Annotated in this window: 11 protein-coding genes; 5 read left to right on the top strand and 6 right to left on the bottom strand. The window is 65.6% G+C overall.

The window, feature by feature from the left end:
• Positions 1-136: 136 nt before the first annotated feature.
• Positions 137-2,050: a transketolase C-terminal domain-containing protein gene (locus tag KQ304_RS12750; protein ID WP_259737444.1), complete on the bottom strand. Its 1,914-nt coding sequence runs from the start codon at positions 2,048-2,050 to the stop codon at positions 137-139.
• 220 nt (positions 2,051-2,270) lie between these two features.
• On the opposite strand from KQ304_RS12750, the gene hemN reads away from it, so the two are divergent.
• Complete coding sequence (gene hemN, locus KQ304_RS12745; protein ID WP_259737443.1) at positions 2,271-4,364, top strand: oxygen-independent coproporphyrinogen III oxidase; 2,094 nt, start codon at positions 2,271-2,273, stop codon at positions 4,362-4,364.
• Here hemN and KQ304_RS12740 read toward each other — a convergent pair.
• The 3 genes from KQ304_RS12740 to KQ304_RS12730 all read right to left on the bottom strand — a co-directional run bounded on the left by KQ304_RS12740 (position 4,350) and on the right by KQ304_RS12730 (position 6,387).
• On the bottom strand, positions 4,350-4,661 hold the full coding sequence (locus tag KQ304_RS12740) for a YciI family protein (protein WP_259737442.1): 312 nt from the start codon (positions 4,659-4,661) through the stop codon (positions 4,350-4,352). The two genes, hemN and KQ304_RS12740, sit on opposite strands and share 15 nt — an antisense overlap.
• A gap of 198 nt (positions 4,662-4,859) precedes the next feature.
• Positions 4,860-5,363 (bottom strand): DUF3122 domain-containing protein, encoded by a 504-nt coding sequence (locus tag KQ304_RS12735; protein ID WP_259737441.1) that lies wholly within the window; start codon positions 5,361-5,363, stop codon positions 4,860-4,862.
• A gap of 118 nt (positions 5,364-5,481) precedes the next feature.
• On the bottom strand, positions 5,482-6,387 hold the full coding sequence (locus KQ304_RS12730; protein WP_259737440.1) for an SHOCT domain-containing protein: 906 nt from the start codon (positions 6,385-6,387) through the stop codon (positions 5,482-5,484).
• A 257-nt stretch (positions 6,388-6,644) separates the two neighbouring features.
• Between KQ304_RS12730 and psbA the strand changes: the two genes are divergently transcribed.
• The 3 genes from psbA to KQ304_RS12715 all read left to right on the top strand — a co-directional run bounded on the left by psbA (position 6,645) and on the right by KQ304_RS12715 (position 9,035).
• Positions 6,645-7,724 carry a photosystem II q(b) protein gene (gene psbA / locus KQ304_RS12725; RefSeq protein ID WP_259737439.1) on the top strand — a complete coding sequence of 360 codons (1,080 nt, stop codon included), beginning with the start codon at positions 6,645-6,647 and terminating at the stop codon, positions 7,722-7,724.
• Positions 7,725-7,906: 182 nt separating this feature from the next.
• Positions 7,907-8,377, top strand: a complete 471-nt coding sequence (locus tag KQ304_RS12720) for a DUF4079 domain-containing protein (RefSeq protein ID WP_259737438.1) — start codon at positions 7,907-7,909, stop codon at positions 8,375-8,377.
• A gap of 4 nt (positions 8,378-8,381) precedes the next feature.
• Positions 8,382-9,035: a DUF3365 domain-containing protein gene (locus KQ304_RS12715; protein WP_259737437.1), complete on the top strand. Its 654-nt coding sequence runs from the start codon at positions 8,382-8,384 to the stop codon at positions 9,033-9,035.
• 45 nt (positions 9,036-9,080) lie between these two features.
• Here the strand turns inward: KQ304_RS12715 and KQ304_RS12710 are convergent, their stop codons facing one another.
• A complete protein-coding gene (locus KQ304_RS12710) occupies positions 9,081-11,099 on the bottom strand; it encodes a mechanosensitive ion channel family protein (RefSeq protein ID WP_259737436.1) in 2,019 nt (672 codons plus the stop codon).
• Between the two features lie 89 nt (positions 11,100-11,188).
• Positions 11,189-13,441 (bottom strand): type I restriction endonuclease subunit R, encoded by a 2,253-nt coding sequence (locus tag KQ304_RS12705; protein WP_259737435.1) that lies wholly within the window; start codon positions 13,439-13,441, stop codon positions 11,189-11,191.
• Positions 13,442-13,516: 75 nt separating this feature from the next.
• Between KQ304_RS12705 and KQ304_RS13740 the strand changes: the two genes are divergently transcribed.
• On the top strand, positions 13,517-13,730 hold a 214-nt coding region (locus tag KQ304_RS13740), incomplete at its 3' end, for a transposase (protein WP_399229394.1).

Here is a 13,730-nt window from a genome sequence, read left to right as displayed (position 1 = left end):
CCCCGGCGGGAGCCACCGGGGGCTGCCAACAGGTCAAGGCGCTGGACTCAGAGCGCCGACGCTGGAATCGCAGCAGATCTGAGCCACGGCAGGGCTGTCACGGCAGTGGCGCGCTGATTATTCGTGCAACAGCCTCCTAGCCCAGCAGGGCCCTGACGTGGCTGACGATTCCCTCGGGATCGAGGCCCTGGTGGGGGAACTGCTCCCAGAGGCCACCGCAGCCCTCCTTGTGGGTGCCCAGGTGGCCGTAGCGGGGGCTGAAGCCCCGCTCCAACAGCCAGGTGCCATAGCGGCTGCCCAGGCCCGTGCGGCGGTTGAAGGATTCCACCACCAGCACGAAGGGGGAGGCCCCCGCCTTGGCGAGCATCGCTTCATCCACCACATTGAGGGTGGGTTTGTTGATCAGACCCACATCGAGGCCCTCGGCCCGCAGCCGCTCCACCGCATCAAGGGCGCGGTACAGACATTCCCCGAAGCTCACGACATAGCCGGCGCTGCCCTCCCGCACCAGTTCGTCTTTGCCGCTCTCGAAGACATAGCCCTCGCCGTGCAGATCATTGCCGGCCGCATCGAGCAGGTTGGGCACCTTCGAGCGGGTGGAGAAGATGAAGCGCAGGCCCGGATCGTGGAACACGGCCTGCACGCAGGCCTTCATCTGGGCCGCATCGGCCGGGAAGTAGAGGCGGGTGCTGTTGTGCTCCTCGAGGCCGTTGTCGGCGAAGCAGTTGTTGAGGCCGAAATGGCAGGTGTTGTCCGCCATGTCGTCGATGCCGGCATGGGAGAAGTGGCTGAGCACATTGGCCCCGTTCAGCCGCGCCATGGTGACCTCGGAGATGATCATCTCCAGGAAGGCGCTGAAGGTGGCGAAGATCCCCTGGCGGCCGGCCTCCATGCCGAAGCCCGCGGCCGCCGAGAAGTTGGCCCGCTCCATGATGCCGCCGCTGATGAAGATCTCCGGATGGGCCTTGCGGATCTGGGCCAGGCCGCAGGAGCCCTCCAGGTCGCTGTCCACCACCAGCACGCTGTGCTGGCGGGTCTCGGGCGTCATCGCCCCGAGGATCTCCACCACCGCATCACCGAAGACGTTGCGGTTGGCCTCCAGCTTCTGGCCTGAGCCCAGGAAGGTGGCGGGATTGGTGGGTTTGACGATGCCCTTGAGGTAGCTGGCGGCCACGTCCTGGCCGCGCTGCTCCAGGTAGCTGATGGCCAGATCCACCGGGATCACGTCGTGGCCATGGGTGCTGCCCTCCAGCCCCTGGATTCCCACCGCCATCGGCCGCTTGTTGATCACCGCCACCGGGCCGTCGCTGGCCACCGCGCGGCAGAGACGGGAGTGGAGATCATCGAGGTCTTCGCCGTCGCCACTGAGGGTGAGCAGGCCATGGCCGCCGAGGGTGCGCTCCAGGTCGTAGCCGGGCTGGTACTGCGAGGGATGACCGGCGATGGTCACGTCGTTGTCGTCGATCACCAGCTTCACGTTCAGCCCATGGGCCACCGCGAAGCGGGCCGCCTCAGAGTCGTCACCCTCCTGCTGGGCGCCATCGGAGCCGAGGCAGAACATGGTTTTGTCGGGGTGGGCCAGGGCCACGCCGTTCACGAACGGCCAGAGGTGGCCCAGCCGGCCGGAGCTGAACTGCACGCCCGGGGTGAGGCCCAGCTCCGGGTGGCCCGGCAGGCGCGAATGGGCGGCCCGGTACTCCAGCAACACCTCCGCCGGCAGCTGACCGCGCAACACGCTGATCAGGTACTGGGTGGCCACCCGGTGACCGGCCTCATCGAAGAACACCGGCAGGAAGCGATCGGGTGCGCCGCGGAAGAAGGCATCGAGGATCATCACCTCAGGCACGGTGTCGTAGGGCCCACCGCTGTGGCCGCCCACCCCCCGGGCCGCCCCGGTGGCCGTGAAGAAGATGATGGCGTCGCGGCAGAGCTGGATGTTGGCGCTGAGGGCCTCGCGCTCGCTGGCGCTGAGGCTGGGTTGGGCGGGATCAAGGCTGAGCGGCCGGTAGGCACTCAGATCAATGGCGAAGGGGGTCGTGGTGGCGGTCATGGGGGGAGGGGCCAGGCGCTGGACCCAGGATGCCCCCGCCGCCGCACCTGGGCACAGCGCCGGTGCGGATGAACACCCTTTCTCGCAGGACCCTCAGCGGACCTGGCCGCCGACGGCTACAAATAGCAACGCTTCCACGAAACAACAGTAGCGTTATGTCGTAGGGTCAACGCTGCCCGATGTCCAGCGCGGGCCATCGCCCACCCCTGCACCGCTCGTGATGACCACCACCCTTGCCGACACCCTCTCAGGCCAGGCCATCTCCGACCACGCCAGTGCCGCTGATGCCGCGGCCCGCCGAGGCTTCGGCCCCAGGGTCCGGCGTCTGCATGGCCGCATCGGCGCCGCCCATCACCGGGCCGAAGGCATGACCTTCTCCAGGGCCCTGCTCGACGGCCAGGCCAGCCCCCTGCAGCTGGCGGCCCTGATCCGCGCCCTCGGACCTGCCTACGCGCTGATTGAGCAACGCGGTCCAGAGCTGGCGGCCGCCCTCGGTGCCACAGACCTTCCCTGGGCCGACCTCGGTCGCAGCGAGGCCCTGCGCCACGACGTGGCCCTGCTGGCCGGCATCGAAGCCAGCGGGCCCTCGGTCGCGGCCGCCGCCTGGCTGGAGCATCTGCACACCCTCGCCCAGCAGGAGCCGCACCGCTTCCTGGCCCATGGGTACGTGCGCTACGGCGGCGATCTCTCCGGCGGGCAGCAGCTCGCCCAGCAGGCCAACGCGATCCTCGCCGCCCATGGCCTGCCCTCCCTGCGCTTCTGGCAGTTCGAGCGCCCGATCCCGGAGCTGAAGCAGGCCCTCCACGACGCCATCGAGCAGCTGGAGCTCAGCGCAGCCGAAGAGGACGAGCTGCTGGAGGAAGCGGTGGTCGCCTTCAACGACACCCAGCGCCTGCTGGCCGAGCTGGGAGAACTCGCCACCCCCACGGCGACGGCGCTGGCCGCCACCAGATCCCAGCCCGACCTGCTCCCCCTGCTGGTCAAGTACGACAGGCCCGTTCCCCGCTACACCAGCTATCCCACCGCCGCCGCCCTGCACAGCGGCGTCGGCTCGGCCGATCTGGCGAGCCAGCTGCAGCAACCGAGCACGGCGGATCTCTCGCTCTACGTGCATATCCCCTTCTGTCGCCACGCCTGCTGGTACTGCGGCTGCAACCGGATTACCACCCAGGCCGGCTCGACCGTGGTGGGGCCCTACCTGCAGGCCCTGGCCAAGGAGCTGGCGCTGGTGAGCCAGGCCTCGGGCCGGCGGCGGCGGCTGGGGCAGTTGCACTGGGGCGGCGGCACACCGAACTACCTCAACCCCCAGGAGCAGGGCCAACTCTGGAAAATGATCGAGGACCACTTCGATCTGGCCCCTGACCTGGAGGCCTCGATCGAGCTGAATCCGGAGTTTCTCAGCTGCGATCAGGTGCTGAACCTGCGCCGGCTGGGCTTCAACCGGATCAGTTTCGGCATCCAGGATGCCGACCCCCGGGTGCAGGCGGCCGTGAACCGGATCGTGCCGGTGGAGCAGCTGCGCCGGGCGATGGAGTGGATGCGGGAGGCGGCCTTCGAGAGCGTCAATGTTGATCTGATCTGCGGGCTGCCGCTGCAGACCCCAGAGCGGTTTGCGGCCACCATCGCCCTGGTGCAGGAGCTGCGGCCCGAGCGGGTGTCGCTGTTCAGCTTCGCCTACCTGCCCGAGCAGCTGCCCCTGCAACGCAAAATCGCCGCCGACGACCTGCCCAGCCAGCGGGAGCGGATCCGGATGCTGCAGCACGCCTACGCCAGCCTCACCGCCTCCGGCTACGACGCCATCGGCATGGACCACTTCGCCCTCAGCAGCGACAGCCTGGCGCTGGCGGCACGGCAGGGGCGGCTGCACCGCAATTTCCAGGGCTACACCACCGGCGGCGAGCATGATCTGCTCGGCCTCGGCATCACGGCGATCAGCCAGTTCCAGACCCTGCTCTGCCAGAACCAGCGCACACTGAAGGGTTATGTGCAGGCCCTGGGCGAGGGCCAGCTGCCAGTGGAGCGGGGCCTGCTGGTGCGGGATCCGGAGGTGCTGCTGCGGCGCTCGATCATCCAGAGCCTGATGTGCCGCTTCGCGGTGGATTTCGACACCGTCGCCCTGGGGCAGCCCCTGGCGGCCCAGCGCCAGTTCGCCAGTGAGTGGGCCGATCTGCAGCTCCTCGAAGCCGATGGCCTGGTGCGTCTGGGGGCCAACAGCCTGGAGGTGACGGAGCCGGGCCGCTGGTTGATCCGCACGATCGCGGCGGTGTTCGACCCCAGCCAGCGCCGTCAGGCCAGCGGTTCACGCCTGATCTGAGCCCTGGTGTGCACCCGCCACCACCCGCCACTCGTGCAGCACCCAGCTGACGCAACCGGAGCGGATCAGCGGATCGCTCTGAACGATCGCCTCGGCCTCCTGCCAGTCGCTGGCCTGAAACAGCAACATGCCGCCGGCCCCATCGCCGTTCATGCCCTTGCGCTCACGCCAGTAGCCACTGCTGGCCTGGTGGCCGCGCCGCTGCAGATCTGCCACCCAATCGAGGTGGTCACGCAGGTGGGCATCGAAATGGGCACGGTCCACCAGACCCTGCTCCAGCTTCACGAACCAGGGCAAGGCGAGCCCCCCGAAGCAACGGCTCCAACCTAGGCCTGAGGCCCGCAGCCGAGCCCTGATCGGCGGGGAGCGTCATGGGCGCCGAAGCAGCTGAGTAGAAATCCCGATAGGGAAATCCACGCTGAACCCGCCGGAGACGTTACATTTCGTAGGACGTTCCGAGGGGCGGGCTGTGGTAGGCCCCCTCTTTTTTTTGGCTTACGGCAGGTCCCTCAGCGCCGGGACCACGTCGCCCTCCAGGGTCAGCCCGACGCTCTCTCCACCCGCCAGGGGCAACTCCAGGCGCAGGGGGGCCACCGCGCTGGGCCTGGGATCAAGGCCGGCGACATCGAACTGGGCTGATCCGGCGGGCACCGGTGCCTCCCCAGGCGCATCCCCAGGCGGCACCATCTCGTCGCTGCAGTTGGTGAGCGTCCAAGCGCCGCCGAGGCCATCGCGCAGGCGCAGGGGTCGTCCATGGTCGGCCTCCACGCCGGGGACATGGGCATTGAGGCGCAGGCGCCAACCTGACGGGTAAGCGGGATCGGGCTGCTCAAACAGGCTCAGGCCCCAGCCGTGACCGGCGTCATCCACGACCCGCCAGCTGCCGATCAGCGCAGCGGCCGGAGCCGGAGCCGGCAGGCCAAGGGCGAGCAGCAGAGTCAGCAGCAAGACCAGACCGGCGCCGAGCAGGCGCCGGGAAGCCCGGAGATCGAAACGCATCGCAAGCTCGAATGGACAAGCTTTTACAACGATAGCGTCATAAAGAGATTCAGGCTCAACCTGCACTGAGGAAGTGCCCCAGCAGATCCCCTGGGGTTAACGATGTAGGCCAGTGGCCCTAAAGGCGGCTCAGCAGCTCGGCTTTTTTGGCGGCAAATTCCTCCTCCGTGAGGATGCCCTTCTGCATGAGCTCGCCGAGACGCTCGAGGGTGGCGAAGACATCGGTGGCAGCAACGGCCGGCTCAGCTCTGGCTGGAGCCACCGGAGCCGAAGGGGTCTGGACCTGGGGCTGAGGCACTGGCACCGGAGCGGCTGCCACTGGAGCTGCCACTGGAGCTGGCGCTGGAGTGGCGCTCACCGGCGGCAGGTGGGTGAGGCTGATGCTGCCGGCGCCGGTGCTGAACGTCACACCGCCACCTGAGGTCTGCTGCTGAGAGGAGAATCCGGCGATCTGGTGACCGCTGGTGTCGTAGAGGCTGACCTTGCCGTTGACATTCACCGCCAGACGCCCGGCGGCCGGGAAATAGGCGTAGCGCACCTCATTCTGGGAGCCGCTGGAGCTGGGGCTGCCGAGTTCGGCCGGCCACCAGTTGTCCTGGGGATCCGGGGTGAACAGGGCCCCTGAGCCGAAGTTCATCGGCGCCATCGACGCCATTGGCACCATCGGTGTCATCGGCGCCATGCCGACGGAGCTCTGCATCTGCTGGCCGCCACCGCTCTGGCTCTGCGACTGGAAGCTGCCGCGGGGAAAGAGATCGGGCTGGCTGGAGATTGCCGCGGCCAGCCCCTGGCAGAGCCCATCCACGCGGGCCTTGAGCCCCTGGTTGAACATGTCGCCGAGCATCATCATGCCGCCGTTCATCCACTGGCCGGAGCCGGCGAATTCCGGATGGTTGAACTGAGCCATGCCGCCACGCCCCTTGAGCATCGCGAAGGTCATGTGCAGCACGGCGTCCTGGCTGAAGCCATACCGCTGGGCTAGGTCGTTGACGACCTCAAGCCCTTCGGCCGTGAGTTGTTCCATGGCTGATGTCCTGGCTGAGCCGATGCCGGTGCGAAGCCGGACTGAAAACTAGAGCGATTAAGGAAGCTACCACCATCTCCTGGCCAAGGCTGCAGGGAGTCCTCGGGGACAGGCGGGATTGAACGAGCCACCCGAGCCGCATGAGCTCACGCGCCTAAGCCGATTCAACGCTAGTGTTGTAAAAGGATGAAGGCAAAGCGTCGGGCCCACCGGCCCCGGCCGCCATCGCCCCATCCCTGTCCAGTCGTTGTGATCCCATGACCATCACTTCCCTCAGCCGCAGGCGCGGCCAGCCCTGGGAGTCCTTCAAGGACTGGGTCACCAGCACCGACAACCGCCTTTACGTGGGCTGGTTCGGCGTGCTGATGATCCCCACCCTGCTGGTGGCCACCTGCTGCTTCCTGATCGCCTTCATCGGCGCTCCCCCCGTCGACATCGATGGCATCCGTGAGCCCGTCTCCGGCGGCCTGCTCTACGGCAACAACATCATCACCGCCGCGGTTGTCCCCTCCAGCAACGCCATCGGCCTGCACTTCTACCCGATCTGGGCCGCCTCCAGCCTCGATGAATGGCTCTACAACGGCGGGCCCTATCAACTGATCATCTTCCACTTCCTGATCGGCATCTTCTGCTGGATGGGACGCGAATGGGAGCTCAGCTACCGGCTGGGGATGCGCCCCTGGATCGCCGTGGCTTACTCCGCTCCTGTGGCGGCCGCCACCGCGGTGCTGCTGATCTATGCCATCGGCCAGGGCTCCTTCTCCGATGCCATGCCGCTGGGGATTTCGGGCACCTTCAACTTCATGCTGGTGCTGCAGGCTGAGCACAACGTGCTGATGCACCCCTTCCACATGCTCGGTGTGACCGGTGTGTTCGGCGGAGCCCTGTTCGCCGCCATGCATGGTTCGCTCGTCACCAGTTCACTGGTGCGGGAGACCACCGAAACCGAGAGCCAGAACCGTGGCTACAAGTTCGGCCAGGAGGAAGAGACCTACAACATCGTGGCCGCCCATGGCTACTTCGGCCGGTTGATCTTCCAGTACGCCTCCTTCAACAACAGCCGCAGCCTGCACTTCATCCTGGCGGCCTGGCCGGTGGTGGGCATCTGGTTCGCCGCCCTGGCCGTGGCCAGCTTCTCCTTCAACCTCAACGGCCTCAACTTCAACCACTCGGTGCTGGATCACCAGGGCCGGGTGGTGAACACCTGGGCCGATGTGCTCAACCGCGGTGGTCTGGGCATCGAGGCGATGCACGAGCGCAACGTGCACAACTTCCCCCTCGATCTGGCCAGCAGCGCCAGCACCCCCGTGGCGCTCACCGCCCCTGCGATCGGTTAGTGGGACTTTGACCCCCGCCCCCAGCCGATCACCATTCGCTCAACGGACTGAGCCGTGAACCGTGGCCTGGAGTGATCCGGGCCCGTTTCAATCTCCAGGATCGGTGCCGATTCGACGATGGGCTTCCTGGCCAGACTTCAGACGATGCCGTCGTCGCAGACCTCTTCCCTTGCCCTGGCACCATGCTCTTCGCCCTGAATTTCGTCCACCCAGTGCTCATGTGGGTGCTGCTCGGCCTGATGCTCTACTCGGGCTACCTCGGCTTCAAGGCCAGCCAGGTCCGCAAGGTGAGCGCCGAGGAACGCAAGGCCATGATTCCCCTGCGCTTCGGCCAGCGTCACGCCCAGCTCGGTGCGGTGATCCTGGGTCTCACCCTGCTGGGCGCCGCCGGGGGAATGGCCGCCACCTTCCTCAAGAACGGCAAGCTGATCATCGGCCCCCACCTGTTCGTCGGCCTGACTGTTGCCGTGCTGGTGATCGCGACAGCCTCCCTGGGCCCTTCCCTCCAGAAGGGCAAGGACTGGGCCCGGGGCCTGCACGTGGCCATCAATGGGGGGGTGCTGCTGCTGTTCGGCTGGCAGGCCATCAGCGGCATCGCCATCGTCCAGAAGCTGCTGAGTTCAGCGGCAGCGCCAGCGTCCCTTGGCACCTGATCCGATGACATCCACCCTTTCTCTCCAGCGGCTGGCCTGGCTGGCCCGCTCCTTCCTGCTCCTGATCCTGCTGAGCGTCGGGCTGTTGACAGCCCTGCCGAACACCGCCCTGGCGGCAGAGGCCTCGCCACCGGTCGATTCAGCGGCCCTCGCCAAGGCCGTGGTGGCGATGGAGCAGCTCGATCAGATGCGCACCTCCTTGGCCTCCATGCTCGAGGGCCGCAGCGAGGAGCCCACCATCGAAACCATGAAAGAGGTGTGCAAACCGGTGGGCCTGCGGGCTATCGCCATCGGTAAGCAGAACGGCTGGCAGGTGCGTCAGGTGGCCAGCAAGTACCGCAACCCCGACCATGCCCCCGCCGGCCCCCAGGAAACCCAGGTGATCGATCTGCTGGAGCTCCATCCGGAGATCACAGGCCTGTGGGAGCCGGCCGGCGCCGGAGAGAGCGCCGGCGTGACGTACTACCGCCGCATCAACGTGGAGCCCAGCTGTCTGGCCTGCCATGGCACCAAAGCCAGCCGCCCGGGCTTCGTGGCAGCCAACTACCCCAACGACAGGGCCTTCGATTTCAACGTGGGTGATCTGCGGGGCCTGTACGCCGTGTTCATCCCCGAGCTGCAGGAGGCGCTGGCGGACTCTCTGGCGGAGGTGAGCTGAGGGGAGTCTTCCAGGCGGGGAGCCAACTCATCGATAAGGCCGGCTTCAGCCGGTGCCCGGGCTTCCGTGAACCATGTCGATCCGACGATGGGGCATCCCCAGCTCGATGCCATGGGCATCAAAGGCCTGCTTGATGCGCAGCCTGAACTCCCGCCCCACCAGCCATTGCTTCAGCGGCTTGGTCATGATCCAGACGCGCAGCTGGCTGCCGGAATGCTCGATGCGATCAAACCCCAGAATCTCGATCGGCTGGAGAATCAGCTCCTTCCAGGCGGGGTCGGCATAGAGCTGGTCGGCAACGGCTTCCACCACCTCAAGGACATGACGCAGATCCGCTGAGGCGGAGACATCCACCTCAAAGTTCACCCGCGACCAGTCTTTGGACAGGTTGGCCACGGTGCGGATTTCGCGATTGGGAATGGTGATCAGCTCCCCATCAGCCGAGCGCAACTGGGTGGCGGCCAGGTTCATATTTTCCACAAAGCCACTTGACACATCGACATTGATCACATCACCGATCGCGAAGCGGTCTGTGGCCAGAATCAGGATTCCGTTGATCATGTCCTCCAGCAGATCACGGGAGAGAAAGCCAATCGCCACGGCCACCAGCCCTGCCCCTGCCAGCAGGCTGGGATCCACCCCCAGCGCCATCATGGTGATGTAGAGGCCCGTGACGATGCAGAGCAGCCTGCCGATTCCCTTCAACACCCTGGCGTAGGTGGTGGCGCGCAATTGATAGCGGTTGGAGGCTGTGCCCTTCACCAGGGCCGTGTTGACCCACTGGTTGAGAGAGCGATCGATGCTCAGATCGATCAGCAGCTCTGAGAGCGCCACGCCGATCCAGATGATCGGAATCAGCACCGCCTGTTGCGCCAGCGCCAGGGCGAAGATCCGCCAATCAGGGTTGATCAGGCCGAGAATGAAAATGCCACCGATGATCACGCTGAAACGCGCCAGCTGCAGCACTTCCACCAACACTCGCAGCCCACTCTGGCCTTGCCGCAGCAGAATTCGCTGATCGATCTCAAGCCTGGAGATCTGTTGGCTCAGCTGATCTTTCCCCCTGACCAAGCTGTTGAAGGCCAGCGGAATCCCCTTGCCAAGAGTCTTCCTGTGCCAGAGCCTGCTCCAGAGTTTCGCGCGCTGCTCCCGGATGCCGGCAGCCCCTTCGAGCTGGGGTTCTGCTTCGGCTGGATCGGGGCTTTGGGGGGCTGGAGGGCCTTGATCCGGGAAATCAGAGCTTGCCATCGCGGCACGTTTCGCCTGATCATCCAATGCATTGATGCGGGCCTGAATGGCTCGCAGCCACTGGCTGAAGAAGCGACGCAGTTTGGCGATCAGGAACGCAGTGGCAAAGCTGATCCCAAGAATGGCCATGGCCAGAAACAGCCTGGCCAATGGGAAGGTTCTGTTGAACTCGAGCCCCCATACCGCTGTGTTGAAGGAGGATTGAAAATCTCTTTTCCATTGAGCGGCCAGATCTTCTTTGCTCAGTCCGGCGTGCTGGGCATCCGTATCGGTCACGGTGGCAAGGATCTGCTGGGAGATCTCAAGCTTTTCATTGGCCAGCACAAAGACCACGGTGGCGTTGTTGAGCGTTCCGATGTCGAGGCCTGGATTCAGCGGATGCAGAGGTTTGGGCGTTGTAATCAGCCAGAAGCGAAGCGAATGCTTGCCCTGGAAACTCGCCGCTGTGCCATCCCGCTGCTTCGATGAACCGAAACCTCCCTCGGCTCGTCGCAACTGACTGAGCACAGCGTTGAAGCTTTCCACGATCGTTTCGGATCGTTGCTCCACCATTCGCGCCCAATCGGAGTCAGCGGCATCGGGATCGGCGGCCACGGCCACCACGAACTTGCGGTTGTCTTCCCCCAAGGTGATGTAAGGAAGCAAGACCTGACTGCACCACAGGCGCCCACAGCGTTCGGCCTGGGCGAAATCCCACCAGGGCTTCGCCCTGGCGGCGGAGCCGGAGCTCTCGCTGGAGGCCAAGGGGATCTGGGCCTGGACGGCCGGGCTCAGCATCACCAGGGTGCAGGTGAGCACCAGCAGCACGACCGGCATCCAGCCCCTCAGGCCTCGGCGCCTCCCTTTGATGTCCATCTGCTTCGCCGTCACGTTGTGCTGCCCTGCGGGTGGATGCGGCAGGCACCTCACACCCAGGCCGCGCAGAGCAGCTCCGCCTGGGCCAGCACAGTGTGTACGGCAGCGTCCTGCAGATCGGGGGGATAGCCGTATCTGCTGAGGATGCGTTTCACCATCACGCGGATTTTGGCGCGGGCACTCTCACGCAGGGTCCAGTCGATCGACACGCTCTTTTTCACCTGGGTGATCAGCTCGGCGGCAATCAGCTTGAGCTTGGCGTCGCCCATGGCAGCCACAGCACTGTCGTTGGTGGCGAGGGCGTCGTAGAAGGCAACTTCGTCGTCGGAGAGGCCCAGATCTTCGCCGCGCTTGCCGGCGGCATCGAGCTCTTTGGCGAGGCTGATCAGCTCCTCAATCACCTCCATGGTGGTGATGGCACGGTTGTGATAGGCGTTGAGAGTTTTTTTGAGCTTCTCGGAGAACACCTGGCTCTGCACGAGGTTGCGCTTGGAGCGCAGCTTGAGCTCATCTTTCAGCAGTTTTTCCAGCAACTCCGCGGCCACATTCTTATGCTTGAGGCCGCGCACCTCGGCGAGGAACTGGTCGCTGAGGATCGAGAGATCGGGCTTGGGCAGGCCGGCGGCGGTGAACACATCGATCACCTGGCCATCGGTGGTGATCGCCTTGTTCACCAGCTGGCGGATGGCGGCATCGAGTTGCTCGGGTGTTTTGCCGGTGCTGCTGGTTTGCTTGCTGAGGGCAGCCTGCAGAGCCTGAAAGAAACTCACGTCGTCGCGGATGGCGGTGGCCTCCTCGCTGGCGGCACAGAGGGCGAAGGCGCGGGAGAGCTCCAGCATCACCTGCAACCAGCGCTGCTTGCCGTTCTCCTGCAAAAGGATGTGCTCCTGGCCGGCGGGAAGCAGCTGCAGGCGTTCGCCGGGGGTGCCGCTGCTCCAGTTCGACCAGTCAAAACCGTGCAACAGATCAGAGGCCATGCCGTGTTTCTCCAGCATCACGGCGATGGCCTGGGCGGTATCGAAGGTGGGGTCGCCCTTGCCGCCGCTTTCGGTGTAGCTGGCCAGTGCCCGCTTGAGCTGATCGGCGAGGCCGAGGTAATCCACCACCAGGCCGCCGGGCTTGTCACGAAACACGCGGTTGACGCGGGCGATGGCCTGCATCAGGCCGTGGCCCTGCATCGGCTTGTCGGCATACATGGTGTGCAGGCAGGGGGCATCGAAGCCGGTGAGCCACATGTCGCGCACGATCACGATCTTGAAAGGGTCGTTGGCGTCCTTGAAGCGGTTGGCCAGCTGGCGGCGCGCTTCCTTGCTGCGGATGTGGGGCTGCCACTCGGGGCCGTCGTCGGCGCTGCCGGTCATCACCACCTTGAGGGTGTCTTGCGCCCACTCAGGCCGCAGCTGGATCAGGGCGTTGTAGAGATCGACGCCGATGCGGCGGCTCATGCACACCACCATCGCCTTGCCGTCCATCGGCTCCAGGCGTTTCTCCACGTGGGCCACTAAATCGGCGGCTACCAGGGCGAGGCGTTTGGGATCCCCCACCAGGGCTTCGAGGGCGGCCCATTTGGTCTTCAGCTTTTCCTTCTGCGTGAACTCCTCGCCTTCGGTGATCTCCTCGAATTCGGCATCGAGACCGGGCAGCGCGGCGGCATTGAGGGAGAGCTTGGAGATGCGGCTCTCGTAGTAGATCGGCACGGTGGCCTTGTCGGCCACGGCGCGCTGGATGTCGTAGATGGAGATGTAATCGCCGAACACCGCCCGTGTGTTGGCGTCGGCCTGCTCGATCGGTGTGCCCGTGAAACCGATGAAGGAGGCATTGGGGAGGGCCTCACGCAGGTTGCTGGCGAAGCCGTAGGACATCTCCCCGGTTTTCACGTTCACCTTGCCGCCGAAGCCGTACTGGCTGCGGTGCGCTTCATCGGCGATCACCACGATGTTCTGCCGGGCGCTCAGCTCCGGCATCGGCTCACCCCTTTCGGGCATGAACTTCTGGATGGTGGTGAACACCACGCCACCACTGGCCCGGTTGAGCAGGTCGCGCAACTGCTCGCGATTGGCGGCCTGCACGGGAGTTTGCCCGAGGATGTCGGCGTAGCGCTGGAACTGGCCGAAGAGTTGATCGTCGAGATCGTTGCGATCGGTGAGCACCACCAGGGTGGGGTTCCGCATCGCGGGCTCGCGGATCATGCGAGCGGCGAAGAAGAGCATGGTGAAACTCTTGCCGCTGCCCTGGGTGTGCCACACCACGCCGGCGCGCCGGTCGCCCGGCCGGCCGCCCTGGCTGCGCGACGCAGGGCCCATGCCGCTGGCGCCCCCTGCGTCAGGAAAGTTGTCCGCTCGGTCTGACCCATCCACCAGGGGGCCAAACCGACGACCATGAAACCGACCTATGACACCGCTGTGCGGGACCAAGTCCGCCAGCGCATGAGCCCGCCAAACCGGGAGAGCATGGCCGAGATCGCCCGCTCCACCGGGATCACGACCCAGACCCTCTACAACTGGCGCAGCCAGTGGCAGAAGCAGGGTCAGCTCGTGCCAGCCACCACCAAGCCGCCGGAGCAGTGGAGCGCTCTCGACAAGCTGGCCGCTG

Source organism: Synechococcus sp. CS-1329 (assembly GCF_025128055.1).
Lineage (GTDB): Bacteria > Cyanobacteriota > Cyanobacteriia > PCC-6307 > Cyanobiaceae > Regnicoccus_A.
This window is presented reverse-complemented; position numbering and strand designations above follow the sequence as displayed.

Coding starts and splice junctions, on each gene's coding strand:
- psbA (WP_259737439.1), top strand. CDS start 6,645: ATGACCATCACTTCCCTCAGCCGCAGGCGCGGCCAGCCCTGGGAGTCC.
- KQ304_RS12730 (WP_259737440.1), bottom strand. CDS start 6,387: ATGGAACAACTCACGGCCGAAGGGCTTGAGGTCGTCAACGACCTAGCC.
- hemN (WP_259737443.1), top strand. CDS start 2,271: ATGACCACCACCCTTGCCGACACCCTCTCAGGCCAGGCCATCTCCGAC.
- KQ304_RS12710 (WP_259737436.1), bottom strand. CDS start 11,099: ATGCCGGTCGTGCTGCTGGTGCTCACCTGCACCCTGGTGATGCTGAGC.
- KQ304_RS12705 (WP_259737435.1), bottom strand. CDS start 13,441: ATGGGCCCTGCGTCGCGCAGCCAGGGCGGCCGGCCGGGCGACCGGCGC.
- KQ304_RS12735 (WP_259737441.1), bottom strand. CDS start 5,363: ATGCGTTTCGATCTCCGGGCTTCCCGGCGCCTGCTCGGCGCCGGTCTG.
- KQ304_RS12715 (WP_259737437.1), top strand. CDS start 8,382: ATGACATCCACCCTTTCTCTCCAGCGGCTGGCCTGGCTGGCCCGCTCC.
- KQ304_RS12750 (WP_259737444.1), bottom strand. CDS start 2,050: ATGACCGCCACCACGACCCCCTTCGCCATTGATCTGAGTGCCTACCGG.
- KQ304_RS12720 (WP_259737438.1), top strand. CDS start 7,907: ATGCTCTTCGCCCTGAATTTCGTCCACCCAGTGCTCATGTGGGTGCTG.